Origin of the sequence: Herbaspirillum sp. SJZ107 (assembly GCF_006715485.1) — a bacterium.
Lineage (GTDB): Bacteria > Pseudomonadota > Gammaproteobacteria > Burkholderiales > Burkholderiaceae_D > Telluria.
The window spans coordinates 1,811,762-1,837,529 of sequence record NZ_VFNH01000002.1 but is presented as its reverse complement, the minus strand read 5'-3'; the positions used below and the strand labels follow the sequence as shown (position 1 = coordinate 1,837,529).

19 protein-coding genes are annotated in these 25,768 nt (G+C 66.9%); 8 read left to right on the top strand and 11 right to left on the bottom strand.

What is annotated here, in order from left to right:
• The first annotated feature begins 100 nt into the window (after positions 1-100).
• Positions 101-457, top strand: a complete 357-nt coding sequence (locus tag FBX97_RS18000) for a DUF305 domain-containing protein (RefSeq protein WP_141834667.1) — start codon at positions 101-103, stop codon at positions 455-457.
• Positions 454-1,836 (top strand): hypothetical protein, encoded by a 1,383-nt coding sequence (locus FBX97_RS17995; protein ID WP_141834168.1) that lies wholly within the window; start codon positions 454-456, stop codon positions 1,834-1,836. The genes FBX97_RS18000 and FBX97_RS17995 overlap by 4 nt, the downstream gene beginning before the upstream one ends.
• A gap of 35 nt (positions 1,837-1,871) precedes the next feature.
• Here the strand turns inward: FBX97_RS17995 and FBX97_RS17990 are convergent, their stop codons facing one another.
• The 5 genes from FBX97_RS17990 to FBX97_RS17970 form a co-directional block, all read right to left on the bottom strand.
• Positions 1,872-2,261 carry a cytochrome o ubiquinol/quinol oxidase subunit IV gene (locus FBX97_RS17990; RefSeq protein WP_141834165.1) on the bottom strand — a complete coding sequence of 130 codons (390 nt, stop codon included), beginning with the start codon at positions 2,259-2,261 and terminating at the stop codon, positions 1,872-1,874.
• The gene (locus FBX97_RS17985) at positions 2,258-2,887 is read right to left on the bottom strand and encodes a cytochrome c oxidase subunit 3 (RefSeq protein ID WP_141834162.1); all 630 of its coding nucleotides are present in this window, start codon (positions 2,885-2,887) and stop codon (positions 2,258-2,260) included. Before FBX97_RS17985 ends, FBX97_RS17990 begins: the two co-directional genes overlap by 4 nt.
• A complete protein-coding gene (gene cyoB, locus FBX97_RS17980; RefSeq protein WP_141834159.1) occupies positions 2,884-4,860 on the bottom strand; it encodes a cytochrome o ubiquinol oxidase subunit I in 1,977 nt (658 codons plus the stop codon). The genes FBX97_RS17985 and cyoB overlap by 4 nt, the downstream gene beginning before the upstream one ends.
• A gap of 11 nt (positions 4,861-4,871) precedes the next feature.
• On the bottom strand, positions 4,872-5,696 hold the full coding sequence (gene cyoA, locus FBX97_RS17975; protein WP_141834156.1) for a ubiquinol oxidase subunit II: 825 nt from the start codon (positions 5,694-5,696) through the stop codon (positions 4,872-4,874).
• A 69-nt stretch (positions 5,697-5,765) separates the two neighbouring features.
• Positions 5,766-6,620: a LysR family transcriptional regulator gene (locus FBX97_RS17970; protein ID WP_141834153.1), complete on the bottom strand. Its 855-nt coding sequence runs from the start codon at positions 6,618-6,620 to the stop codon at positions 5,766-5,768.
• A gap of 103 nt (positions 6,621-6,723) precedes the next feature.
• Here FBX97_RS17970 and FBX97_RS17965 point away from each other — a divergent pair, with 103 nt between their 5' ends.
• The 6 genes from FBX97_RS17965 (at position 6,724) to FBX97_RS17940 (ending at position 15,102) form a co-directional block, all read left to right on the top strand.
• Positions 6,724-8,181 carry an MFS transporter gene (locus FBX97_RS17965; protein ID WP_141834151.1) on the top strand — a complete coding sequence of 486 codons (1,458 nt, stop codon included), beginning with the start codon at positions 6,724-6,726 and terminating at the stop codon, positions 8,179-8,181.
• Between the two features lie 323 nt (positions 8,182-8,504).
• Positions 8,505-10,877, top strand: coding sequence for a bifunctional diguanylate cyclase/phosphodiesterase (locus tag FBX97_RS17960; RefSeq protein WP_141834146.1), 2,373 nt, complete (start codon positions 8,505-8,507; stop codon positions 10,875-10,877).
• A gap of 257 nt (positions 10,878-11,134) precedes the next feature.
• Positions 11,135-11,842, top strand: a complete 708-nt coding sequence (locus FBX97_RS17955; protein WP_141834143.1) for a hypothetical protein — start codon at positions 11,135-11,137, stop codon at positions 11,840-11,842.
• 48 nt (positions 11,843-11,890) lie between these two features.
• Complete coding sequence (locus FBX97_RS17950) at positions 11,891-12,769, top strand: DUF3365 domain-containing protein (protein WP_141834140.1); 879 nt, start codon at positions 11,891-11,893, stop codon at positions 12,767-12,769.
• A gap of 9 nt (positions 12,770-12,778) precedes the next feature.
• Entirely contained in the window at positions 12,779-14,233 is a 1,455-nt protein-coding gene (locus FBX97_RS17945) for a serine/threonine-protein kinase (protein WP_141834137.1), read from the top strand.
• Between the two features lie 17 nt (positions 14,234-14,250).
• Positions 14,251-15,102 carry a PP2C family serine/threonine-protein phosphatase gene (locus FBX97_RS17940; protein ID WP_221631821.1) on the top strand — a complete coding sequence of 284 codons (852 nt, stop codon included), beginning with the start codon at positions 14,251-14,253 and terminating at the stop codon, positions 15,100-15,102.
• A gap of 19 nt (positions 15,103-15,121) precedes the next feature.
• Here FBX97_RS17940 and tagF read toward each other — a convergent pair whose 3' ends face one another.
• From tagF to FBX97_RS17910, 6 genes are all read right to left on the bottom strand, one after another.
• Positions 15,122-15,799, bottom strand: a complete 678-nt coding sequence (tagF, locus tag FBX97_RS17935) for a type VI secretion system-associated protein TagF (RefSeq protein ID WP_141834134.1) — start codon at positions 15,797-15,799, stop codon at positions 15,122-15,124.
• A gap of 5 nt (positions 15,800-15,804) precedes the next feature.
• Positions 15,805-19,350 (bottom strand): type VI secretion system membrane subunit TssM, encoded by a 3,546-nt coding sequence (gene tssM, locus FBX97_RS17930; protein ID WP_141834131.1) that lies wholly within the window; start codon positions 19,348-19,350, stop codon positions 15,805-15,807.
• A gap of 46 nt (positions 19,351-19,396) precedes the next feature.
• A complete protein-coding gene (icmH, locus tag FBX97_RS17925) occupies positions 19,397-20,725 on the bottom strand; it encodes a type IVB secretion system protein IcmH/DotU (protein WP_141834128.1) in 1,329 nt (442 codons plus the stop codon).
• Between the two features lie 3 nt (positions 20,726-20,728).
• The gene (gene tssK, locus FBX97_RS17920; RefSeq protein ID WP_141834124.1) at positions 20,729-22,060 is read right to left on the bottom strand and encodes a type VI secretion system baseplate subunit TssK; all 1,332 of its coding nucleotides are present in this window, start codon (positions 22,058-22,060) and stop codon (positions 20,729-20,731) included.
• Positions 22,061-22,081: 21 nt separating this feature from the next.
• Positions 22,082-23,662 (bottom strand): type VI secretion system-associated FHA domain protein TagH, encoded by a 1,581-nt coding sequence (gene tagH / locus FBX97_RS17915; RefSeq protein ID WP_141834121.1) that lies wholly within the window; start codon positions 23,660-23,662, stop codon positions 22,082-22,084.
• A 133-nt stretch (positions 23,663-23,795) separates the two neighbouring features.
• A complete protein-coding gene (locus FBX97_RS17910) occupies positions 23,796-25,760 on the bottom strand; it encodes a type VI secretion system Vgr family protein (protein WP_141834118.1) in 1,965 nt (654 codons plus the stop codon).
• Positions 25,761-25,768: the final 8 nt, after the last annotated feature.

Here is a 25,768-nt window from a genome sequence, read left to right as displayed (position 1 = left end):
TGAAAGCATCCATCCGAATCCGGCGCGCCGGGGCTGCACCGTGAAGGCCCTGCTGACGACGCTGGGCTTGTGCCTGGCGACCGGGATCCATGCCCAGGAGATGCACATGCACCATGGCATGGCGGCGTCCCCGGCGGCGACCAAACCCGCGCCCGCACCGGCGCCGTTCGTGGCGAGCAGTGACCGGTCCTTTGCCCGCCTGATGGACGATGCGATGGCGGCCATGGATGCCGGCATGCAGGCGGCACCGATGAACGGCGACCCCGGACACGATTTCGTGACCATGATGCTGCCGCACCACCAGGGCGCGATCGACATGGCCAAGGCAATACTGCTCAACAATCAGGACCCGGAACTGCGCAACCTCGCACTCGGCATCATCGCCGAGCAGCAAAACGAAATCAATGTGATGCATGCCTGGCTGGCGCGTCACCACGATACCAAGGAGAAAAAATGAAACCCATCAAACGCATCCTCGTCCTGGCCGGACTGATCGGGGCCGCCCACGCCGCGCAGGCGCTGCCCGCGGCCTCTGACCGCGTCTATACGGCCGACCAGAACACGAATACGGTGTCGGTGTTCGACCCGTCCACCAACCAGCTGCTGGGCCAGATCGTGCTCGGCAATGGGCGTCCCGATGTGCTGTCGCCGTTGTACCGCGGCGAGATCAACGTGCACGGCCTGGGCTTTTCACCCGACCACAAAACCCTGATCGCGATTTCGAACGGGTCGAACTCGGTGACCTTCATCGATACCGCCACCAACAAGGTCAAGGGCAAGACCTATGTGGGGCGCTCGCCGCACGAGGGCTTCTTCACTGCCGACGGCAAGGAAGTCTGGGTCGTGGTGCGCGGGGAAGACTATATTTCCGTCATCGACCCGCATACGTACAAGGAGACGCGCCGCATTCCGACCGCCGTCGGCCCCGGCATGGTGCAGTTCATGCCGGACGGCAAGCTGGCGTTTGCGGTGTCCAGCTTTACCCCGGAGGTCGACGTCATCGACGTCAAGGCGCACAAGGTGATCAAACGGATTCCGGTGGTGAGTCCGTTCTCGCCCTTCCTGCAGTTCACGCCCGACTTCAAGGAAATGTGGATGACCCACAAGGACGTGGGCAAGGTCACCCGCATCGATACCCGCACGTTGGCGGTGACGGGCGTCATCGACACCGGGTTCATCACCAACCACCTGGCCTTTGCCAAGGTGGGCGGCCAGGTGCGGGCCTACGTCAGCGTCGGCGGCGAGAACCTGGTCAAGGTGTACACCACCGACAAGGAAGCGAAACTCGTGGCCAGCATCCCGACCGGTGCGCTGCCACACGGGATATGGACCTCGGACGACAGCAGCCGGGTCTACGTCGGCCTGGAAAACGGGGATGGCTCCGAAGTGATCGACCCGGCCAGCAACCGCGTGATCGCGCACATGCCGGGGGGCCAGGCGCCGCAAGCCCTGGTCTACCTGTCGCATGTCGCCGCGCCCGGCAGTGCCGAGAATCTGAGCAAACGCGTGAATGGCGATTCTCAATCGGTATCGCTCAAGGCAGCCACCGGACCCGGCCGCGGTCTGCTGGTGGCGCGCCAGCTGGGCGTGGTCGACGCGCTGGATATCAGCGTATTCAAGCTCAAGCCCGATACGCCGTACACCGTGTACCTCGGCGGACAGCAGGCCGGTGCGCTGCGCACCGATGCGAAGGGCACGGCCGCGGGCACGATGATCGGCCCGGTGCGCACCTTCGCGCAAGCCAATGCGGCAGCCGCGGCACCCGCCGCCCAGCGCGTCCTGGTCATGGAGGGAAGCATGGCACCGGATCCTGCCAGCGCCGTACTCGTCAACTAAGGCGGCGCCGGTGACCGCCTGCTTTTGCACTCAGGTCACGGCGCCATCATGGTCCGGTGCGCATCGACGGGCATGTCGTTCATGCGCGTATCCAGGCTGTGCATGATGATCATCGATCCGAAGATCACCAGCGCGACCACGAACACCCCGAAGGCGAGCGACATGATGTTGTTGGTGCTCTCCGGTCCGCTGGACACGTGCAGGAACATCAGCAGGTGCACGCCCATCTGCGCGATCGCCAGCGCCGCCAGCAGCACCGGCACCCCGCCCGGCCAGACGGCATCCGTGGCCGAGACCCAGAACGACACCCCGGTCAGCAGGATCGACAGCAGCAGGCCGCCGGTGTACTTCAGCAGCTTGGTGCGCAGTTCGCCCTCGGCGCCGGGGCGTTCGTCGTCGCGGCTTGCCTCTGTTTCGGTTTTCATGTGAAGGCTCCCAGATACACGACGGTAAACACACCCACCCACACGATGTCGAGCGCGTGCCAGAACAGGTTGAAGCACTGCAGGCGCCGCACCACCTTGGGCGAAAAGCCGAGCGTGGCGACCTGCGCCAGCATGACGACCAGCCACAGCATCCCGCACGCCACGTGCAGGCCATGCAGGCCCACCAGGGCAAAGAAACCGGACAGGAAGGCGCTGCGGCCGGGGCCGGCGCCATCGGCGATCATCTGCGTGAACTCGGACAGTTCCAGCACCATGAAGGCGGCGCCGAGCGCCAGCGTCACCGCCGCGGCGATATAGGTCACCGCCTTGTTGCGGTACTCGACGCCGACGCCCAGCAGGGCGCACGAGAAACTCGAAAACAGCAGGCATCCCGTCTCGATCAGCACGGTATGACGGTGGAACAGGTCGCGGCCCGCCGGTCCACCCGCCGTGTGGTCGCGCAGGACCACGAAGGCGGCGAAGAAGGCGGCGAACATGACGATATCGCTGAGCAGGAACAGCCACATGCCATAGCTGGTGGTCACGTGCGGCGCCGCCGGTCCGCGCTGCGAACGCGGTATCGGCCGCTCGATTGTTTGCATCGGTTCATCCAGCATGGCGCTCATGCGACCTCCCTGGCGGGCGCCGCGTAGACGGCGGCGACGGCATCGCCGTCGATGTCATGCTCGTCGTCCCGGCGCCAGGCAAACGCCAATGCCACGCCGAGGATTCCCAGCAGGCTGGCGATGGCCATCCACCAGATGTGCCATACCATGCCGAATCCGAAGCCGACCGCGAAGAAGGCGACGAAGAAGCCGGTGCCGGTGCGTACCGGCACCTCGATGGCGGATGGCGCCGGCATCTCGGGCCAGCCCGGCGCCGGCATGCCGGCGCGCTTGGCGGTCCAGAAGGCGTCGAGGCCATTCACCTGCACCGGGGTCGCGAAGTTGAAGGCCGGCGCCGGCGACGGCGTGGCCCACTCCAGCGAGCGCCCGTCCCATGGGTCGCCGCTCAGGTCGCGCCTGTGCGCCCGGCTACGGATGCTGACGACCAGCTGCACGATCGTGCAGCCGATGCCGGCGCAGATCGACAGCGCGCCGCACAGCGCGACGATCATCAAGGGTTGCCACTCCGGCTCCGCATAATGCTGCATGCGCCGTGTCGCGCCCATCAAGCCGAGCAGGTACAGCGGCATGAAGGCGAGGTAGAAGCCGACCAGCCAGCACCAGAAGGTGGCGCGGCCCCAGCCTTCGTGGAGCGTGAAGCCGAAGGCCTTGGGGAACCAGTAGTTGTAGCCGGCATAGGCGCCGAAAATGACCCCGCCGATGATCACGTTGTGGAAGTGCGCCACCAGGAACAGGCTGTTGTGGGTGACGAAGTCCACCGGCGGCAGCGCCAGCAGGACCCCGGTCATGCCGCCGATGATGAAGGTGACCATGAAGCCGAGCGCCCACATCATCGGCACCGAAAACCGCACGCTCCCGCCGTACATCGTGAACAGCCAGTTGAAGACTTTCACGCCGGTCGGCACGGCGATGATCATCGTCATGACGCCGAAGAAGCCGTTGACGTCGGCGCTGGCGCCCATGGTGAAGAAATGGTGCAGCCAGACCATGAAGGACAGCACGCAGATCGCCAGCGCCGCCGCGGCCATCGAGCGGTAGGCGAAAATCGGCTTGCCGGAAAAGGTGGAGATCACTTCGCTGAACACGCCGAAGGCCGGCAGGATCAGGATGTACACCTCGGGGTGGCCCCAGGCCCAGATCAGGTTGATGTACATCATGGCGTTGCCGCCGAAATCGTTGGTGAAGAAATGGAAACCCAGGTAGCGGTCGAGGGTCAGCATGGCCAGCGTCGCGGTCAGGATCGGAAACGCCGCGATGATCAGCAGGTTGGCCGTCAGCGCGGTCCAGCAGAAGATCGGCATCCGCATGTAGCCCATGCCGATCGTGCGCATCTTGAGGATGGTCGCGGTCAGGTTGATGCCGGACAGCAGCGTGCCGACGCCGGCGATCTGGATCGCCCACAGGTAGTAATCGACCCCGACGCCGGGCGAGTAAGCCAGCTCGGACAAGGGAGGATACGCCAGCCAGCCGGTGCGCGCGAACTCGCCGATGACCAGCGACAGGTTCAGCAGCAGCACCCCCGAGGCGGTGAGCCAGAAGCTGACCGAGTTCAGGGTCGGAAACGCCACGTCGCGTGCGCCGATCTGCAGCGGCACCACGAAGTTCATCAGGCCGACCATGAAGGTCATGCCCACGAAGAAGATCATGATGGTGCCGTGCGCGGAAAAGATCTGGTTGTAGTGCTCGGGCGGCAGGAAGCCCTGGTTGGCGCCCACCGCGATCGCCTGCTGCGAGCGCATCATGAGGGCATCGACGAAACCGCGCACCAGCATCACGAGTGCCAGCAGTACGTACATCACGCCGATCCTTTTATGGTCGACGCTGGTGATCCACTCTTTCCATAAATAGGTCCACCAGCCGCGCCTGGTGATCCAGACGGCGACGCCCAGCATGCCGAGTGCGACGATGCCGGCGGCGATCAATGGAATGGGTTGGTCGGTGGGAATCGCAGACCAGTCTAGTTTGCCCAGCATGGAAACGGCTTTCAATGAGAAGAAGAGGAAGACGGTGCCATCGACGCCGCCAGGATGTGCTGGAACAGCTGCGGTTCCTCCAGCCGGTAGGCGCGCGGGGCACTGGTGCCGGGCCGGGACAGCGCGGCGTAGGCGCTCGCGTCCAGGCGGGTGCCGCCTGCACGGGTGCGCGCCAGCCAGGCCTCGTACTCGGACGGCGTGACGGCCTCGACGTCGAAGCGCATGTCGGAAAACCCGTCGCCGCTGAACTGGACCGAGCGGCCGGGGAAGGTGCCGGGCCGGTCCGCCTGGAGGTGGAGCGTGGTCGTCATCCCGGCCATCGTGTAGATCTGGCTGCCCAGCTGCGGCACGAAGAAGCTGTTCATGACGGTACCGGAGGTCAGTTGCAGCTGCAGCACGCGCCCGGCCGGCACGACTAGGTGATTGACCGCGGCGACCCCGCCATCCGGGTAGATGAACAGCCATTTCCAGTCGAGCGACACGACCTGGATTTTCAGGGGCGGCGCCGGCGACGGCAGCGGCTTGGCCGGGTCCAGCGCATGCGATGCGACCCACCCCATCCCGCCGAGGAACAGGATGATCATCAGCGGCACCATCCAGTTCACCACTTCGAGCGCACCCGAATAACTCCAGTCTGGCCTGCGCTTGGCGCGCCGGTTGCCGGCCCTGAACCACCACGCGAACACCAGGGTCAATACGATGATCGGCACGATCAGGGCCAGCATGACCACGGTGGCGTTTTGCAGGAGCTGGTATTCGTCGGCGGCGACCGGGCCGCGCGGATCGAGGACGCCGGTGACCAGATCGGGCGCCATGGTGAAGACGGATTGGTTCATCCGCCCAGTATAAAGTGCCCTACCCGCGATTCGTTTCAGTTCATATAATTTTTTGCGGCATGGCAGTATTTATCCTTGCGCCAGCATCGCATCGGCGAGGTCCAGCAGCGCCCGCAGGCGGTCCATGTGGCGCAGGTCCTGGTGGTAGCCGACCCACACGTCCCTGCCCGGCGGCTGGTCCGGCATATCGATACGCTGCAGCCCGGCTGTCGCATCGCCCAGCGGCCTTGGCAGCACCGCAATGCCCATCCCGCGCACGCACATCTGTGCCTGAACGGCCCGGCTCGTGCTGGTGAACACCCGCCGCGAGCGCGGGAACCTGTCGAGCAGCCAGGCGACATCGGGGAAATGCGATTGCGCGGTATTCATGAGAATCAGCCCTACCGAGGCCGGATCGTCGTGCAGCGCAGACGCCGTGTCGGCCGAGCCATACAGACCGTAGGAAATCGTCACCAGGCGGCGCTGGACGATGTCCGGCTCGCTGAACGGCACGATGCGAAACGCCACGTCCGCCTCACGGCGCGCCAGGTTCAACAAGCGGTAGCTTGCGATCACCTCCGGCACCACGGCCGGATGGCGATGCGTCAGTTCGGCCAGCACGGGTGCCAGGACGTAGCCGGCAAACCATTCCGCCGCGGATATCCGCAAGATGCCCTCGAGGCGCTCGTGGTTGCCCGCCAGGCGCCGCTCCATGGCCAGCGCGGCATCTTCCATCGATTCGGCCAGCGCCAGCACCGTGTCCCCGGCATCGGTGAGGACCAGTCCCTCCCTGGTCCTACGGAACAGCGCCTGCTCCGCCCCGTCCTCGAGCGCCTTGATCCGGCGCCCCACCGTCGGATGGCTCACGCCCAGGATGCGCGCGGCCTCGCCGAACGAGCCGCCGCGCACGACAGCCAGGAAAATCCGGACGTCACTCCACTCCATCGCATAGCTCCGTACATAAATGTACATGAAATATACATTTATGGCAGTTCACAGACAACTTTGTACGCCTCACCATGACCAAAAGGTTCATCAAGGAGGTGTCATGTCACAGAATCATCCCGCCCTGCCCGAGCCGCGCCGCTGGGCGATGTTCGCCGTCCTGCTGGTCGGCGCCTTGCTGCCGCCGCTCGACTTTTTCATCGTCAACGTGGCGCTGCCTTCCATCCAGGGCGACCTGGGCACCTCGTCCTCGGCCGAGCAGATGGTCATTTCCGCGTATGCCGCACTGTATGCGGTCACCCTGACTACCGGCGGGCGCCTGGGCGACCTGTTCGGCCGCAGCCGCGTGTTCTTCCTCGGCCTGATAGGCTTCACCGCCGCCTCGCTGCTGTGCGGTTGCGCCCCGTCGCCCTGGGTCCTGGTCGCCGGGCGCGCCCTGCAGGGCATCAGCGCCGCGGTGATGGCGCCGCAGGCGCTGGCCTCGGTCCAGGCCATCTTCCCGGAATCCGAAAAGCCGCTGGCGCTCAGCCTGTATGGCGCGGTGTTCGGCCTGGCCTCGGTCATCGGGCAGGCGCTGGGCGGCGTCCTGATCGCGCTGGACCTGTTCGGCATGGGATGGCGCGCGGTGTTCCTGGTCAACCTGCCGGTGGCCCTGCTGGTGATCCTGTTCGGCATCCCCCTCCTGAAGCGGACCGGCGAGCGCGGCTCGGGCAAGCTGGACCCGGGCGGCATGGTCCTGTCGATGCTGACCCTGGCGCTGCTGATCGTGCCGCTGATCGAGGGCCGCGAGGCCGGCTGGCCGTGGTGGTCCTGGCTGTCGCTGGCCGCGGCGCCGCTGCTGGCGCGCTTGTTCTGGCGCTTCGAGGGCCGGCTGGCCCGGGCCGGCGGGGCGCCCCTGGTCAATCCCGCGGTCCTGCGCGCGCCGGGACTGGGCCGCGCCCTCTTGATCGCCCTGTCCTTCTATTCGATCGGTTCCTTCTTCCTGCTGTTTTCCATCTATCTGCAGAAGGCCCTGCACGTCAGCGCCCTGGACGCCGGCCTGGTCTTCCTGCCTTTCGGCGCCGGCTTCCTGCTGGGGCCCCTGTCCACGCCTTATTGCCGCCGCCACCTCGGCGAGTGGGTCAATCCGATCGGCATGGGCCTGGAAACCGCCGGCTTCCTCGGCCTGGCATGGCTGATCGCCGCCACGCCGGAAGGCATGGCGCCGGCAACCAGGCCGCTTGCCGTCCTGCTGTTCCTCATCGGCTTCGGACAAGGACTCGCGCTGCCGACGCTGATGAAAATGATCACCGGCCGCGTGGCGCCAGCCTATTCCGGAATGATCGCCGGCATCGCCAGCGCCACCCTGCAGATAAGTACCGCACTCAGCGTGGCCCTGATCGGCGGGATCTTCTATACGGTCCTCGGCGGGCGCGACGACCCGGCGGCGATCGCGCATGCTTTCATCGTCGCCGCTCTGTGCATCGCGTTCTGCCTTGGCGCCGGCGTGATGCTGGGCATGACGCTGGCGCGCCGTGCTGCCACCGCCGCTTCCACGCGAGGCCGGGTTTCCGGGGCTTGATCCAGCGTTGTCCTGGACGAGGCTTGGCGCGCGGGCGCCGGCACTCATGCATATCGGGTAGTCAGGACGAATTCTTTTGCCTGACGGCTTGAAAAACAACATTTGTGATGGATTGCACAGGAATTTAGTTTCTATGATGTAATATTAGTTCTTTATCGTCAATTTCCTCAAATGGAAGATGATGAGGACCTCGCGCACGCAGCCGGACGCTCGATCCCTTGTCCAAGCTGCGGATAGGCACTGCGGCTCACAGACATTTCTGCCGCCAAAGGTCAACCATACCGCTGCGCCGTGCCGCGATGGCCATAAAACCAGGCTTCCACATGAACTCGTTTGAAAATCTCGCCCGATGGCGTGCCCAGTTATTCAACAAAATCCTCTCGATTACGCTGGCGCTGGGCCTGCTGGCAGCAGCGCCCAGCCTGTTTTTATTGGGCGATAACTGGCAGGACGTCCTGGTCCTCGATGTCATTTCGCTGGGCTGGGTAGCGGCTTTGCTTCTCGCGCAGCGTATCGCGTTCCGCGCGCGCGTCATGCAGTTCCTGGCCATGAACCTTGTATTCGGCTGCGGCCTCATGATCACGGTCGGCTCGAGCAGCCAGGTGTACCTGCTCGCCGGACCAGTCATGGCAACCTTGCTGCTGAGTACCCGAATGGCCCTGTTGACGAGCGCAATCGGCAGTGCAGCGGTGTTTATCATCAGCTATAGCGGGATCGGCGCCGTGCAGTTGCAAGGCGTCACACAAGGCAGCCTGGGCTACGCCATGCTGATTACCATTACCTACGGCTTCCTCGCCACGGGTATGACCTTATCGTGTTCGTTCCTGCTGAAACGGCTTGCCGATTCGCTTGTAGAATTGAATGCCACTGCCGATTCACTACAAGAAGGCAAGCTCGCGCTATATGAAGCCAACGCTGAACTGAGCCTGACCGCCGCGGCGCTGTCAGGCCTGAGCGACATGGTCGTGATCGCGCGGATTGTCGACCGTCCGGACGCCGATCAACCGATCATCTACGTCAACGATGCTTTCGAGCGGCGTACCGGTTACAGCCGCGCGGAGATCATGGGCGGCAGCTGGCGCGTACTCCTTGGCGCCAATTCCGATCCGCTCGAAATCGCGCGGATCGGCGCCGCCATCAACCAGGGCGTCGCGGTGTCCAGCCAGCTCGAGTATTACACCAAGAGCGGCGCCCCATACTGGATCGAATTCGAGCTGAAACCGTTTGCCGATGCGGGCGGCATACAGACGCATTGGGTGGGGATTGCACATGACATCACCGAGCGCAAAAAATCGGAAATGCACATCCACAATCTGGCGTTTTACGACGTACTGACAGGACTGCCGAATCGGCGCCTGCTGATGGAACGGCTGGAAGCGCAGCAGGCCAACACGAGTGCCGGCATCGGTGCGCTGATGTTCATCGACCTGGACAACTTCAAGGTGGTCAACGACGCGCGCGGCCATGCTACCGGTGACGATCTGCTGACCACCGCTGCCGGACGCTTGTGCCGCCTGGTCGGGCCGTACGACACCGTCGCGCGGCTGGGCGGCGATGAATTCGTGGTCATGCTGGCCGCATTGGGCCATGACGAGCAACGAGCCACCGCCACCGCGCTCGCACTCGCCGAAAAGATCCGCCATGCGGTCGCCGAGGGGTTCGCCGTCGGCGGACATGGCTACCAGTCGTCTGCCAGTATCGGTGTGACCTTGATGGGTGTGCGCACCAACACGGTACAGGACCTGCTGAGCGAAGCGGACACGGCCATGTACCATGCCAAAGCCGGCGGGCGCAACCGGGTAGCCCTGTTCGAAACCACGATGCGCACCGAGATGGAGTGCCGCCTGACTTTGCAGGAAGACCTCACCGCAGCCCTCCACAATGGCGAACTCGGCATGCACTTGCAGTTGCAGGTGAATGCCGAAGGCAAGCCGGTCGGCGCCGAACTGCTGATGCGCTGGCGCCGCGCCGACGGCAGCACTGTGCCGCCCGACCTGTTCATTCCGGTCGCCGAGGAAAACGGCTTGATTGTCACGCTCGGCCAGTTCGCCCTGCGCCACGCCTGCGCCGCCTGGCACTGCCTGAACGATGCGGGACACCGCTTGCCCTTGTCGGTGAATGTCAGTCCGACCCAGTTCCGCCATCCCGATTTCATCGACCAGGTGAAAACGCTGCTGCACGACACGGCGACGCCGGCCGACCAACTCATCTTCGAGGTCACCGAAGGCCTGTTTGTCGACTCCCACGACAGCGTCATCGACCGCATGCATGAACTTGCCGCGCTTGGCATCCGCATGTCGATCGACGATTTCGGCACCGGTTACTCCAGCCTGGCCTACCTCAAGCGCATGCCTCTGTTCGAACTGAAAATCGACCGCAGTTTCATCGCCGACATCGCTACCGATGACGCTAGCAAGCACCACGGCAACGCCAATGGCAGCGCCATTGTCCAGTCGGTGATTGCCATGGCCGGTCACCTGGGACTGCAAGTGGTCGCCGAAGGCGTGGAAACGGCGGCACAGGCACGCTTCCTCGCCGCCAACGGCGCGCCGGCCATGCAAGGCTACCTGTTCGCCCGGCCCCTGCCCCTGGAGCAGGTGCTTGCGCAGCTGGACCGGACAAAACGCTCAACGCGGCTTGACGAGGGCGTTGCCGTCGCTTCACATGCCGACGCTGTGGCGAATGCGCTCGCTTGACGCTGACCGGCGGCCGGGAGGCATTGCCGCCGAAGCGTCAGCACAGTTCCCCGTTGCCCCGGGCTGTTGGTTGTTTGTGTCAATCCGGGCAGTCGAAGCTCAATCACTCCATATCCGGTAGACAATACTGTAGAATAATGGAACATTTTTGCTGCCAGCGCGCCTGGCCGAATGGTCCGATATTGTTCGATGTTCTCCCGGGAGTCAATGTGAGTCGATGCGTTCCTGGATTGTCGTGCTGGATCGCACCCGCTGCCTTGCTCTGCTCCCTCTTTGCCCCGGCGTCTGTCTTCGCCGCAACGCCCATTCCCATTGCAATCACGTTCGCCGAGCAGGCCGTCCACCTGGTGCGCGATACCGGCATGTACAGCGCCGGCCGCGGCACCGCATTACGGGCGGATGACGTGATCGATTCCGGCAACGCGACAATCCAGCTGGACTTCGCAGGATCGACCGTTGCTGTCGGACCCGATTCCCAAGTGTTTATCGGGCGCGGTATGGAGCTGGTCTTGCTCAAGGGATGGTTGAAGGTCCGCGGGGCCGTCCCGCACGGAGTGCGCCTGTCGACCGGCGGCGTCCAGTTCGACAGCACCGGTGCCACGGTGACGCTGCATGTCGTGCCTGGCACGAGCGAGCTGTTCCCCGAATCGAGCGACCTGCCCGTGACCGAACTGGCCGACGGCAAGGTGCAACGGGGCGGCAAGGTGCCGCGCGAACAATTTGGCGTCAAGAACGGGACTGTGCCCCTGAGACTGGCAACGCGGCCGTCCAGGGATTTTCTTGCCGGGATGCCGCGCGCGTTTCTCGACGTGCTGATCCCGGTGGCGGTCAAAGGGCCGACAAGGCCCCCCAGACGCGAGCGCCGGGCTACCTTTGCCGAACTGGCGCCGTGGCTGGCCGAACAGCCTTCGCTGCGCCAGCAGGTGCAGCGCCGCTTCAGCCCTTTCACGCCGGCGCCACGCTGAACGCCTGCACCGACGCGCTCCCACTAACCTGTCTCGGGACCACATTCCATGAAATTGTCGATTGCTGCGAAATTCAATATCGTCTTCCTGGCGGTCTTCGGCATCGGTTTCGGTGCCGCATGCATCGTGACCAACTACCTGCTGCAGCAAAACGCGCGGGAAGAGACGCTGCAGAGCGCGCGCGTGCTGATGCAGTCCGCGCTCGCGGCACGCAGCTATACGGCGACCCAGATCGTGCCGCTGCTGGACACGCGGCTGAAGTACGAATTCCTTCCACAATCGATTCCCTCGTTTGCCGCCACCGAACAGCTGGGCCAACTGCTCAAGCAATACCCGGACTTCACGTACAAGGAAGCCACGCTGAATCCGACCAACCTGCGTGACCGCGCCGCGGACTGGGAAGCGGACCTGGTCAACACCCTGCGCGCGAAGCCTGCGCTGGCCGAACTGGTCGGCCAGCGCGACACGGCAATCGGTCCCGCGCTGTACGTGGCGCGTCCGCTGCAGATCAAGAACGAAGCCTGCCTGCGTTGCCACAGCGTCCCCGATGCGGCGCCGAAAACCATGACCGACATCTACGGCCGCAACAACGGCTTCGGCTGGAAGCACATGGAAATCGTCGGTGCGCAGGTCGTGTCGGTGCCGATGGAAGTGCCGCTGCGCCGCGCCGGCGCGATGCTGCGCACTTACATGCTGTCGATGCTGGTCATCTTCGTGTTCCTGTTCATCGCACTGAATGTCATGGTCCACTATTTCGTCACGCGCCGGATCACCAGGATGTCGCTGCTGGCCGACCAGGTCAGCCTGGGCGAATTCAACGCCGAGGAATTCGAGGTCGACGGCAGCGACGAACTGTCGGCCCTGGCCCGCTCGTTCGCGCGCATGCGCGCCAGCCTCGCTTCGGCCATGAAGATGCTGCAGGAATAAGGTAGAACGATGATCGCGCAACTCGGGAAATACCGCATCGACAGCGTGCTCGGAAAAGGCGCGATGGGCGTGGTCTACAAGGCCTTTGACCCCTGGATCGAACGCGTGGTGGCGCTCAAGACCATTCGCAAGGAATTGTTCACGGATGGCCAGCAGGCCGACCTGATCAGCCGCTTCAAGAACGAAGCCCAGGCCGCCGGACGCCTGAGCCATCCGAACATCGTCACCGTGTTCGATTATGGCGAAGACGACGAATCGGCTTACATCGCGATGGAGTTCGTCGAAGGCAGCGCGCTCGATACGCTGCTCGTGGCCAGCCGCCCGACCGCCCTGCCGCGCGTGCTGGCCTGGATGGGCGACCTGCTGCAAGGACTCGACTACGCGCATGCGCGCGGCGTCGTACACCGCGATATCAAACCGGCAAACCTGTTGATCACTTCGGCCGCCCAGCTGAAAATCAGCGACTTCGGCATTGCCCGCATCGAGTCCTCGACCCTGACCCAGGCCGGGTCGATGGTCGGCACGCCAAGCTACATGCCGCCCGAACAGTTTCGGGGCGAACCGGTCGACGGCCGCTCCGACGTGTTCTCGGCCGGAATCGTGCTGTATCAGCTGCTGACCGGCGCGCGGCCGTTTACGGGCAGCGCCGCAGTCGTCATGCAGCAGATTCTCAACGACCATCCGCAAGCACCCTCGCAGCTGGCACCGGCCCTGGGCACGCGCTTCGACCGCGTGGTAACCACCGCGCTGGCCAAGGCACAGGGCGAGCGCTACCCATCGGCGCGCGCGTTCCATGAGGCCCTGCTGGCCGCGGCACGCGAGGGAGCCGGCGCCGGCGCCGACCCGGACGCCACCCGCATGGCGGACGATGACCGCACGGTGCTCGCCGCCGGCCTGCCGGACCTGGCCGCGTCGCACAGCGTCGTGTCCGCAGGCACCGGTACCGGCATGGACACCATGACGCCCTGGAAGCGCCAGGCATTTCCCGAGGTCGAAACCAGCCTGGCGCGCCAGATCGGTCCGATGGCCAGGTTCCTGCTCAAGAAGGTCGCCGACAGCGCCGATGGCCTCGACGCGCTGGGCACCCTGCTGCTGCCGCATATCCCATCCGATGTGGGCCGGATCGAGTTCCAGCAGTCGCTCGAACTACTCAAGAAAAAGCTGCTGGCCAACGGCACCGGCGCCGGTCTGCCGGTGACCGCGAGTTCGCCGGGAGCGATCGGAACGGTATCCGCAAGCTTGCCGCCGGCAGCGTCGGCGATCCGCGCGCCGGCTCCCTTCGATGAAGCGTGGGCCGACGCGACCGCGACCAGGCTGGTCGTCCTGATCGGGCCAATCGCGCGCATCGTCGCCAGGCGCGCCATGAAGCAGACCTGCGACAGGGCCGAATTTCTCCGGCTGCTGGCGAGCCACATCGACAACCCCGACCAGCGCACGCGCTTCCTGCGCGATGCCGATACTTGAACAAGGACCGTGACGCCATGCCGATGCCGATTCCGCTGTCTCCGATGCGCGTGCATCGCCTGTCGCTGGGCGTGGCCTTTGGCGCCACCGATGTCGGGCCGGTGCGCGAAACCAACGAAGACAACTTCCTGATCGACGAAGCGCTCGGCGTGGCGATGGTGGCGGACGGGATGGGTGGCCATGCGGCCGGCGAAGTGGCCAGCGCCGGCGTTCTGACGGCCTTGCGCGCCTACCTGGCACAGCATGCGCCGGCGCTCGCGCGGGAAAGCGCGCGCGGCATTGCAGCTGACGATCCCGATGCCACCTGGTCCGATCCGGCGGCTGGCGCCGTGCGCCTCCTGCATGCGGCGGTCGAACATGCCAACAGCATCCTGTATGCGCAGAATTGCGCGCGCGGCCGGTCCGATGGCGGCGGCATGGGCGCGACCCTGACCGGCCTGTGGCGCCCGCCCGGGCCGCATCCGTTCGCCACGCCCATGGTGTCCTTCCACGTCGGCGACAGCCGCCTGTACCGCTTGCGCGGCGGCGTCCTCGAACAGCTCACGCGCGACCAGACCCTGTACCAGCAGGCGCTGGAAGCCGGCATGGTCGACCGGCTCCCTGCCCGCAACCTGCTGCTGCAGGCGGTCGGGCCGTCGGCCGCCGTCACGCCCGAGGTGCGTTCACACATGATGGTTCCCGACGATGTCCTGATGCTGTGCAGCGACGGCCTGCACGGCAGCGTGCCGCATGGAGAAATCCAGGCTACCCTGGCCGATGCCCACGCCGGCAACCTGCCGGCACTGTGCGACCGGCTGATCGAGACGGCCAAGCGCTACGGCGCGCGCGACAACATCACGGTGCTGGTCGCGCTGTGCGGGCCGGCTTGAACGGCCAGCGCCCGACGCTCTAAGGCAGCGCCGCCGGCCATCCATGCGCTTGCCACTGCCCGTCGAGCAGCGCGGCAAATCCCGCCGCCGGCGGCAGGCCCGGGCATAGCGCCAGGCTGGGCGCGACCTGCGCCGATCCGTCGGTCCACCAGGCGCTGCACCCGGCCATGCCGGCGCCGGCCAGGGGCGGCACCAGGCCACTGGGCAAGGCCGCCACCCGCGGGCCAGCCGGCCCCGCCCTTGCCACGGCCATTGCCGGGCGCGGCGCGCCATCCAGCGCCTGCAGCGCGGTATCGAACGCATCCATCGAAAAACCCTCGTCGAGCGACGACAGCGCCAGGTCTTCCAGCCGCGCGAACCAGGCGGCGTGCCCTGTCAGGCAGTCGGCAAGCGACGGTACGTCGTCCAGGCCGGCCGCCAGCACCAGGGGAAAACATCGTCCGACCCGGTCGGCGCTGGGCATCATGATCCCGCACCAGGCCCGGGTGCCGCACAGGCCAGGCGCCAGCACGAAGCGCCACAAGGGACTGCTTGCCCAGGTCGGCGTCCAGTCTGCGCCGAGCGCGGCCCGGCTGCGCACCAGGGAGGCCTGCAGCCAGCCATCGAATGCCGACTGCATGGCGGGCGGCAGCCGGCGCGACACGAAATCGCCATGGCTGCGCAGCTTGCCGAAGAAGCCCGGCGCCCGCGCACCCATCGGAATCACCAGGCCGCCGGGCAGCGGAACTGTTCCAGCGCCTCGCGCCGGAACGGGTTGATCACGCTGCTGGCGGTGAGCTGGTAAGTCATCTTGTGGCCGTCGAGGTCGAACGTCAAGGTGTAGCGCTCGCCCTGCGCGCCAGGCTGCAGCACGCCCTTGTCCAGCATGCGGAACCAGGCCCATGGCCCCTCGGTGCGCAGGTCGGCGCGCAGCGCCGGCGTGGCTTCCAGGTGGACCAGGCTGCCGCCTTTGCCCGACGGGAGCGTGACCGGGACCGGCCGTGCCGGGGTGCCGGCGCTGTACAGGACCGGCTGGCCGTCGATGTCGAGCACGACCTTCGTCAAGGCCGGATCGGCCGCTTGCGGCAACAGCTCGAAGCGCAGCGAAGGCTGGCGTCCGCCGGCACCGAAGAACATCTCGCGCAGGCGTGCGGCGCGCTGGAACTGGTTCAGCACGTCCTGGCCGATGCCGACCGGCGCCTCGCCGGTGCCGCGCCATTTCCACTGCGGCCCCGACATGTCCACTTGCGCGGCCAGGTTCTTGCTGAAGAAATCGTCCATGATACCGCCCGGGCCAAAGAACTTGCCGAAATCGTCCGGCGTGGCATCCCTGGTGGCGCTGCGCACCATTGGGTAGCGTCCGGCGATCGCATCGCGGCAGAACGGCGCGGCTTCCGCCGCCCACAAGGCCTGGATGCGCGCGCGTTCGCTGTCGAGCGTCAGGCCCGAACCGGCGCTGTCGACGTTGGCAAGCATGTCGCCCAGCGGCGCCGGCGTCCCTTCGGCGGCGCGCTTGACCTTTTGCAGCGCATCGCCGGCAGGCGCGGGCGTACCGGCGCGACGCGCCTTGTCGGCGGCATCGAAGTATTGCGAGGCGTCCTTGAGCAGCGCCAGCTGTGCGTCGAGCGGTCCCGGGGCGGCAGCGCTGCCGACCAGCTTGTGCAGCGTCTCGAAATGCTGGTCGACCGGGGTGCCGGTCTTCGCCGCCGGCTCGGGCGCCGCGTCATCGCCACCGCCGAGTGCCGCTTCGAGTTTCTGGCGTGCGGCCGACAGCTTGCTGCGCACCGCGGCGTCGAGTGCCGCCGCCCCCTTGCCGCTTGCGCCGTCGAGCGTGGTTTCGCGCGCGGCCGCCGTCAGGAAGGCCTTGAGCGGCGAGTCGGCCGCGGCCAGCGCGTTGGTGATGCGTGCGCCCTGGTCGAGGCTGGAAAACGGCGCGATCCGCACGTCGGCCAGCATCGCGTCCCAGGCCCGGATGTAATCGGCGTAATACAGCTGCAGCACGGCGGCGTGCATCTGGTCGCCGGTGAGCGCACCCAGGGCGCCTTCGGCTTCGCGGCGGTCCAGCACCCAGCTGTCCTTGGCGATGTCGGCCAGCGCGCCGGGCGACTGCTTGAGCAGTTCACGGTAGCCGGCCACGCTGAACACACCCGGGATGCCGCGTGTGAGCGGCTCGCCGCTCTTGCGCGCCAACACGGCCGAGACGTCGCGCCCCACTGCCCGGTTGACCGAAAACTCCGGCAGTTTGGCCTGGGCGACCATGCGCTTGAGCCGGTTGTAAACGCGCTCGGGCAGCGGCATCATGGCCAGCGTGGCGCGCACCCTGGCGACGAGGGCGGCATCCAGCAGGGGCGGCTCGGCGCCGCCGCCGGCCGTCTCCAGCAGCGCGCCGGCGTGGGCGAGCAGCTGGTCGCGCTGCTCGGCGCTGGCATCCGGCAGGCTACGGCGCCAGTCGAAGGCCAGCCAGGCCAGGACCGAGTCGGCATCGAGATGCGTCGGCTGGCCCAGCATGAGGTACACGCGCAGCGCTTCGTAGAGCTGCTCCTGGCTGTTGGCGTCGCCGCGGCGCAGGACGTCTTCCAGGCGCGCCGCCACGCGCGGCAACATGCTCGATCGCAGCAGGCGCTGGTAAGCCAGTTCGGCACCGGCGCCGAGCTTGTCGCGCTGGTTCAGGCCGAAGCGGCTCGATAGCGGGACGCTGGCATCGCGTTCGTCATGGCCGCCAGGCAGTGCGCGCGCCGCGTTCAGCATCGGCAGGATGCCCAGTGCCGAGCCGTCCGCGGGCGCGGCCCGCACCAGCTTGTCGAGCGCGTCGGCGCGTGCGTCGACCTCGCGCACGGTTTGCCCGTTGTGCACGAAACTGGTGGCCAGGCCGGCCACCAGCAGCGCGAACAGCACGCCGGCGGCGCCCGCCCCCAGCCAGCGCAGGCGCCGCTGGCGTGCCTCGAAGGCGCCATCGATGCCGGCCAGTCCCGCTTCCTTGAAGATCAGCTCGCGCAGCAGATTGGTGATGAAATAACTGCGGCCGCTGGCCGCATTCGGCGGCAGCACCTTGCGGTCCAGGCCGAAGGTCGCGGCCAGCGCGCCCATCACGCGGTCGATCGGGCTGCCCTCCTGGGTCCCGCTGGTGAAGTACACGCCGCGCAGCAGGGCGCTCGGCTCGTAGCGGGTCGGTTCGAACACCGCGCCCAGGAAGCCGCCGAGCACCTCGCCCAGGCCCGCGAACTGTTGCGGAAAACGGTACAGCAAGGCACGCCGCTGCAGGTCGCGCTCGTCCTGCATGCGCGTCAGCACCCGCGCCTGCAACTGCTGTTCGAGTTCGAGGAAGCGCGCCGGAAATTCCGCCAGCGCGGCGCCTTCCGTCGCCGCCGGAAAAGTCATGCCCCACACCTGGGCACGCTCTTCACGCCCCAGCGGATCGAAGAATTCGGTGAAACCGGCCAGCAGGTCGCACTTGGTCACCGTGACGTACACGGGAAAACGGGTCCCGAGCTTCTCGTGCAGTTCCTTGATGCGGGCACGGATCGCCGCGGCCTGGGCCTGGCGCGCGGCGGGGCCCTGCTGCAGCAGGTCGGCGACCGACAGCGCCACGATGACGCCGTCGATCGGACGGCGCGGCCGGTGCTTCTTCAGCAGCGCGAGAAAACCGTGCCAGCCCGCCTGGTCGGCCTGGGCATCGCTGTCCTGGGTAGTGTAGCGGCCGGCCGTATCGAGCAGCACCGCCTCGTCGGTGAACCACCAGTCGCACTGGCGCGTGCCGCCGACGCCGCCGATGGCGCCCGGCCCCATGGCCTCGGCCAGCGGGAAGCGCAGGCCCGAATGCAGCAGACTGGTGGTCTTGCCGCTGCCGGGGGCGCCGACGAACATGTACCACGGCAGCTGATACAGATACTGGCTGCCCCACGCCTTCTTCCCGGGTGCCGCCTTCTTCAGCACCGCCAGCGCCTGCGCCATGCGCTGCTTCAGGGCCGCCTGCTCGTGCAGCGCCGCCGGATCGGGGACACCAGCCGGCACCGGCGCATCGGCGGCGGCCATGCTCGCGATCAGCTTGCGGTTGGCCAGCCAGGCGGACAAGGCCTTCCAGCCGAGCCAGCCGGCCCAGGCCGCGAACATCAGGAATACGAAGAACCAGCGCACGCTGCTGGCGGCAAACGGCTCCTTGCCGTCGAAGGCAAGCAGCGGCGCCTCGAACCAGAACACCAGCGACAGCAGCAGCACGCCGATGAAGGCCAGCACCGCGCGCTTGAAGAGCCAGGAAAACAGACGTTTCATAATATATAGCCGATGCGGCCGGTACGGCCAATGACAGGATGGGTATTCACGGGGCGCTGGCCGGCGCCAGCACGACCAGCTCGACGCGGCGGTTGCGCGCACGCGCGGCCGGGCTGTCGTTCGGCACCAGCGGTTCGGCATCGCCGCGTCCCTCGACGCTGTAGCGTTCCGGCGGACCGGCCCGCGTGGCCAGCGCCGCCATCACGGCCGCCGCACGGGCCTTGGACAAATCGTAGTTCGACGGGAAGCGGGCCGACAGGCCGGGTTTGGTATTGTCGGTATGGCCGATCACCAGCACCTTGCCGGGCAGCGTCTTCAGGGCGTCGCCGATGCGGCCGAGCAGGCCCGCGACGTCGCCGTTGACCTCGGCGCTGCCGGAGCCGAACATGCCTTCGCCGCGCAGCGTGATCGTGGTGCGCGCGGCCGATTCGGTGACGGTGACCTTGCCGGCGGCGACTTCCGGCGCCAGGAAGGCGGCGGTGCGTGCCGGCGCCGCGACGGGCATCGGTGCGGCCACCGTGGCCGGCACACCCGCCTGGCGCAGCGCCGACAGTTTGGCGAACACCGGGTCCGAATCGCGGTTCAGCACATGCGAGGCCACCAGCTGGGCCACCAGCAGCAGGCTGCAGGCGCCGGCCGCCATCACCCACACCGGCGTGCGGCGCATCGGCGAGACCGCCGGCGCCGCCGCGCCGCGCCAGTGCGGCGACAGGTCGGCCTCGAAGGCGCCGCGATGCTGGCGGATCAGGGCGAGCAGGCGTTCGCGTACGGTCGCCAGCTGGGCCTGGCCCTGGTCGGCGAGGCGGAAGCGTCCCTCCAGGCCGAGCGCCAGGCACAGGTACATCAGTTCGAGCAGATCGAGGTGTTTCGCGGCATCCTGGCTCAGGCGCTGCAAGACCAGGAAGAATTTTTCGCCGCCCGAGGCTTCGTTGTGGAAGGCCACCAGCAGGCTGCGCGCCCCCCATACCCCGCTGCCCCAGGGCGTGCCGGAGATGGTTTCGTCGAGCAGCGTGCACAGGGAATAACGGGCGGCGGCGATCGAGTCGGTCGGCACGCCGGCCGCCGCGGCGTCGGATTCGAAGGTGCGGATGGCCAGCGCCAGGCGCTCGCGCAGCTGGCCCAGGTCGGGCGGCTGCAGCGTATGGCGCAGCGGCACCACCAGGTCGAGCAAGGGGTTGGCCGCGCGCACCAGCCGGTTGAGGCCACTGCCTGCGAGCGCCACGTGCACCGGGGCGCTTTCGGCATGGATCGAAGCGCCGGCGGCGGGCGCGGGCGCCGCGCCCGCTGCCGTACGCCGGCCGCCGGGGTTCAGCACCAGCATCGTGGCATCGGGGTCCTGGCCCGGCTGCGGTGCCGGCTTGTCGGAATCGCTCATGGCTTACCTCCGGATGGCCCAGAACTGCATCTGCAATCCAGGGAACTCGCCGGCGACATGCATCGCGAAGCCGGCCGAGGTGTGCAAGTGCTGGAAATACTCGCTGCCGCTGTCGAGTTCGAAATAGGTGTAGCCGGCATAGAACGGCAGCTGGCGCGGCGCCACCGGCAAGGGGCGCAGGCCGATGCCGGGCAGTTGCAGGTTGACCAGGTCGCGGATCTTCTCCACCGAGCCGATCTTGACCTGCGCGGGGAAGCTGGTGCGCAGCAGTTCCGGCGGCAGGTGCGCATTCACCACCAGCACGAAGGTGGCCGAACGCAGCAACTCGCGGTCGGGCACCACCGCCACGCGGATGCCGAACTGGCGCTCGTCGAGCGGGATCGGCACGGCCTGGGTGTCCATCACGGTCGACAGGGCGCGGCGCAGGTCGGCGATCACTGGCGCGAAGGTCTCGGCAAGCGCATCGTGGCGATACACCGGATAGGCGGCCGTGCGCTTGCCGGGCTCGGTGAAAGTGGCCAGTTCGCCGGCCAGCGACACCATCGTCTGGTAGAGCGTTTCCGGGTGCACGCCGGTGGTGCCGGCCAGGTGGATCACCAGCGGCTCGACGCGGTTGAGCAACTGCAGCAGCAGGAAATCGGCGATCTCGGCGGCGCCCGCGGCCCCCGGCTGCGACAGGCGCGCCGCCAGCACGTCGCCGCGCTGGTGCAGCAGTCCCACCAGTTCGTCGGCAAACGCGGCCAGGCGAGGCGCAGCGCGGAAATCCAGGCATGGCGGGCTGTAATCCGGATCGATCACCACGCGGTTGTCGGCGCGCCGCTCGACGATGCGGGCCACGCCGATGGTGGCGTAGGCATTCGCCACTTCGGAGGCCAGGGCCAGGCGCAGGCGCAGCTTCCCGATCTGCAGCAGGGCGCTGTTGTCCAGGCCATTGCTGTCCCATGCCTCGTAGTCGTCCATGCGATGGCGCGCGAAGTTGTCCGGCTGCTCGCCATTGTCCACTTCGGCCACGCCGTGGCGGCGCAGCGGCAGCGCCAGCACCACGAGCACGTTGCGCGCGTCACCCGGGATATCCAGCGGCAGCGGCAATTCGTCGTCGGCCGGCAAAGTGAACGGCGTGCCGTCGGGCAGGACCGCGGTGCAGGACTGCAGCGCAAGCTTGCCCAGCGCCAGCTGGTGTTCGTCGATCTTCAGTTCGGCGAAACCCCAGCTGTACGGGCGCAGCGCAGCCACGCGGGTTTCGAGCTGGCTTTGCCAGTAGCGGTCGTGTTGCTGCAGGTGTTGCGGCTGCAGCAGCATGCCTTCGGACCAGACCACCTTGTTCTTCCACGCCATAATGCTTCTTTCGTCCCTAGATTATTGTTTCGCCTGGCGCAGGCGCGCCACTTGCTCTTCATAGGCTTCCGAGAATTTTTCCCCGAACAGGCGCTGCAGGTCGTCGTCGGCTTCGCGCGCGATCTCGGCGTACAGCTCGACCAGCCGGTCCCACATCCTGGCCTTGCGGTTCGACGACAGCATCTTGTCCATCACGCTCAAGTTGTCCAGGCGCTCTTCGATGCGGGCCGGGTCGAAGCGGTGCAGCACCGCGCCCAGGGCGGCGCGCATGCCGGCGATCACCGCCAGCTCGTGCGCGCGCAAGTCGTCGAAGGCGCCCGCCATCGCATCGCGCGGCGCCATGTAGCCGGCCATCGTCCCGGTCAGCATCTGGGTCAGCGCGCCGTCGGCATTGGGGAAGAATTTCAGGGGGTTGTTGGCGCGCACCGACAGCATGGTCATGTCGATGCGGCTCTCCTTCTTGGTCATGGCGCGTGCCATCAGCACGTCCATGGTGCCGGCCGTGGCCTCGCGCAGCAGCGCGCCGACCAGCTCGGCGACCTCGGTCGCGGGCCGCTGCAGCTGCAGGCCGGGCAGGCCGAGGCCGCGCAGCAGTGCCTGCAGGACGGCGTCGCTGGCCGGCGCGCTGCCCTGCCCGGCCAACGCGGGCGCCGTGGTGGCGGACGGTGGCGCTGCGGGCACCGGCGCAGGCGGCGCCAGCGGTGCCGGTTGCAGCGGCTGGGCAATGAGTGCCGTCATGTCGGCGTTGGCGCCACCCAGCACGGCATCCGGCACGGCATCCGGCAAAGGAGCATGCAACGCCGCGGGCACAGCGGCTGGCGCGGGCGCAGGCGTGGGTGGCACCGGTGCCACGGCCGGGGGCGCGAAAAAGTCAGCCAAGGGATCGTAGTCGTGAGGAATGGCAAAGCCGCCGGCCTGTGCGGACGGTGCGGACGGCGCCGGCGCGAACGGCGCGGGCGCCGCTGCGTGTTGCGGGAACGCGGCCAGCTCGGGCGACACGTGGTCGCTCTCCGCCGCGCGCGCGGGCGCCTGGGGTGCGCTGCCGAACAGGTTCAGGCCGAGCGGATCGTCACCCGCAAGACCGCCTCCCTGGCCAGGCAGCACATCGAGGATGCTGGCGCCGGCGAGCGGATCGGCGAACACGGCAGCTGGCGCCGGCGTGGCCGCCGGAGCAGGCGCGAAGTCGAGCGGTGGCAGTTGCACCGGCACGGGCGGGGGCGGCGGCTCGAACAGCGGCAGCGCGGCGTCGTTGACCGGTGCCGGCGCCAGCGGCGCTGCAGCCGGCGACGCCTCGATCAGCACCTGCAGCTGGTAGTCGCCGATGGCCAGGCGGTCGCCATGGCCGAGCGCGGCCTGGCTGCCCTTGCCGAGCGGACGGTCGTTCAGCACGCTGGCATTGCTGCCCAGGTCTTCCAGCAGGAAGGTATCGCCCCGGCACAACACGCGCGCATGCACGCGCGAGATGTACTTGCTCGGATCGTCGAGCACCAGCGCATTGTCGGCGGAACGCCCGATACTGCCGCCGGCGGCGGTAAAACGCACGGCGGGCGCGGGCGGCACCGGCTGGTTGCGGTAGCTCAGGATTCGTAGGGTCAGCAGCATCGGATGAATAGGGTTGGGTAGCCGCCGCACCATCTTTGCGCCGGGTCGCGCACGCGGCTGAAAGCGGCCTGGACAGATTGTCAATTATACGTTGGGTCCGGGCTGGCATTCCAACTTCCCGGCACGCCGGACATCAGTTAATTTGCACCATGGCGCCGCCGATCGTCATGACTGCGCCGGATTTGATTTCCATCATCGCGCCCGCCTTGACCTTCGCATTCGCGTCAGCGGCGATTTCGATCTCGGGCGCCTTGATGGTGATCTTGCCGGCTTCGATCTTGATGCTGCTGCCGCCGACCTTCAACTCGATCGAGGTACCTGCTTCGATGACGATGGTGGAACCAACCTTGACCTTCTGGGCGCCGTCGATGCCCACCGACTGGTCGCCGCCGACGTCGAGCTTCTGGTCGGCCTTGATCGTCACCGTCTGGTTGTTGTCGACGTTTTCGACCTGGTCGTGGCCGATGGTCGTGGTCTGGTCGTTCTTGATGTCGATCGTCTGGTTACCCTTGTCGGCGGTTTCGAAGCCGACCTTGAGCGCATCGTTGTTCTTCACTACGCGCAGGAAATCGCGTTCGGCGTGGAGGTACACCTCTTCCTCGCCCTTCTTGTCCTCGAAGCGCAGCTCATTGAAGCCTTCGCCGCCTTTCGAGGATTGCGACTTGACCGTCGAAATGGTCTGTTCGTCCGGCAGCGCGTAGGGCGGCATGGCGTCGGAGTTGTAGACGCAGCCCGTCACCAGCGGCCGGTCCGGATCGCCCTCGAGAAAACTGACCACCACTTCCATGCCGATGCGCGGAATCGCCATCGCGCCCCAGCCCTTGCCGGCCCAGCCCTGTGCCACCCGCACCCAGCATGAGCTGTTTTCGTCGTCCTTGCCCAGCCGGTCCCAGTGGAACTGCACCTTGACCCGGCCATACTTGTCGGTCCAGATTTCTTCGCCGGCCTTGCCGACCACCATCGCCGTCTGCGGTCCCTGCACCACCGGCCGGGGGATGGTCGGCAGCGGCCGGAAGGCGTGCTCCTTGCCGATGGCGTCGATGGTGCAGGCGAAGGCAAAGCCCTGGCCGCCGCTGGCGTAGTCGTTGCCGCTCACCTGATAGCTGGCCGCCGTCACCAGGTAGGCACGGTTCTGGTCCGCGCGCGGATGCTCGGCCAGCGTGAACAGGCCGCCCGGATACAGGCCGCGCGCGCTGGTCGTCGCACCGACCTGCTCGCCCTGGCCGTGCAGGCTCTCGATGCGGGCACGTGCAAGTGCACTGCCGTCGGCCGGCTTGCTGAAATTCCCCGGATAGTCGTACATCTCGTACGACGCCTGTCCGAACGCCGCCGCGATCGTCGCCGTCGACGTCAGGCCGCCGCTGGCGCTGGCGCCGGCCTTCTCGAAATCGAAATCGTCCAGCACGTACCTGCTGGCGGTGATGGCACCGCCTGTGGTCCAGGCAGACACGGTTTCGCCGCTGTCCGTCGCCCTCGGTGCCCTGTCGCTGAACTTCAGGGCCTCGTAGCCCGCGATCGGCTGGTGCGCGCCGTAGGAATCGGCCAGCACCATCGTATGGCTGTCGGCGTCGTGGGTGAAGTAGAAGTAGATGCCGGCCTCTTCCAGCAGGCGGCAGACGAAATCGAAGTCGGTCTCGCGGTACTGCACGCAATACGGCAACGCGGCGTACGTATTGCTCAGTGCGCTTTCGGACAAGGATACGGTGCTGCCATATTTGTCGCAGACTGCCTTGACGATGTCGGGCACCGACATCTCCTGGAAAATCCGGCAGTCCGACGCCCGCGTCAGCAGCCACAGGCCCGGGTGGACCGTCGCCTCGTAGGCGGTCAGGTCGCCGGCGCGGCCGGTGCTGCGAAAGCGCGTGACGATGCCGTTGACATAGCGCTTGCTCTCGCCGTCCGCGAGCGTCAGGACGACGGTCAGCGGCGTGCCGAGGATGTCGCCGATCTTGACGGCACCGTCGGTAGACACCAGCTTGACGGTGAATTCCGACAGGCGTCCAAGCTGCTCTTTGCCCTGCATGCCGGCAAAAAGAAGCACGTCGTCCGCCAATGCAGTCTTGACGGACACTTCGCGATTCGATTGGGTAGCGGGCATGGGTATTT

Excerpts from the sequence above, each read along its gene's own strand:
- tagF (WP_141834134.1), bottom strand. The coding sequence starts at position 15,799 with ATGGGTGCGCGGGCGCCGGGCTTCTTCGGCAAGCTGCGCAGCCATGGC.
- tagH (WP_141834121.1), bottom strand. The coding sequence starts at position 23,662 with ATGCTGCTGACCCTACGAATCCTGAGCTACCGCAACCAGCCGGTGCCG.
- FBX97_RS17950 (WP_141834140.1), top strand. The coding sequence starts at position 11,891 with ATGAAATTGTCGATTGCTGCGAAATTCAATATCGTCTTCCTGGCGGTC.
- FBX97_RS17985 (WP_141834162.1), bottom strand. The coding sequence starts at position 2,887 with ATGAGCGCCATGCTGGATGAACCGATGCAAACAATCGAGCGGCCGATA.
- FBX97_RS17990 (WP_141834165.1), bottom strand. The coding sequence starts at position 2,261 with ATGAAAACCGAAACAGAGGCAAGCCGCGACGACGAACGCCCCGGCGCC.
- FBX97_RS17970 (WP_141834153.1), bottom strand. The coding sequence starts at position 6,620 with ATGGAGTGGAGTGACGTCCGGATTTTCCTGGCTGTCGTGCGCGGCGGC.
- cyoA (WP_141834156.1), bottom strand. The coding sequence starts at position 5,696 with ATGAACCAATCCGTCTTCACCATGGCGCCCGATCTGGTCACCGGCGTC.
- FBX97_RS17960 (WP_141834146.1), top strand. The coding sequence starts at position 8,505 with ATGAACTCGTTTGAAAATCTCGCCCGATGGCGTGCCCAGTTATTCAAC.
- tssM (WP_141834131.1), bottom strand. The coding sequence starts at position 19,350 with ATGAAACGTCTGTTTTCCTGGCTCTTCAAGCGCGCGGTGCTGGCCTTC.
- FBX97_RS17995 (WP_141834168.1), top strand. The coding sequence starts at position 454 with ATGAAACCCATCAAACGCATCCTCGTCCTGGCCGGACTGATCGGGGCC.
- FBX97_RS17965 (WP_141834151.1), top strand. The coding sequence starts at position 6,724 with ATGTCACAGAATCATCCCGCCCTGCCCGAGCCGCGCCGCTGGGCGATG.
- FBX97_RS17940 (WP_221631821.1), top strand. The coding sequence starts at position 14,251 with ATGCCGATGCCGATTCCGCTGTCTCCGATGCGCGTGCATCGCCTGTCG.
- icmH (WP_141834128.1), bottom strand. The coding sequence starts at position 20,725 with ATGAGCGATTCCGACAAGCCGGCACCGCAGCCGGGCCAGGACCCCGAT.
- tssK (WP_141834124.1), bottom strand. The coding sequence starts at position 22,060 with ATGGCGTGGAAGAACAAGGTGGTCTGGTCCGAAGGCATGCTGCTGCAG.
- FBX97_RS17945 (WP_141834137.1), top strand. The coding sequence starts at position 12,779 with ATGATCGCGCAACTCGGGAAATACCGCATCGACAGCGTGCTCGGAAAA.
- cyoB (WP_141834159.1), bottom strand. The coding sequence starts at position 4,860 with ATGCTGGGCAAACTAGACTGGTCTGCGATTCCCACCGACCAACCCATT.
- FBX97_RS18000 (WP_141834667.1), top strand. The coding sequence starts at position 101 with ATGCACATGCACCATGGCATGGCGGCGTCCCCGGCGGCGACCAAACCC.
- FBX97_RS17910 (WP_141834118.1), bottom strand. The coding sequence starts at position 25,760 with ATGCCCGCTACCCAATCGAATCGCGAAGTGTCCGTCAAGACTGCATTG.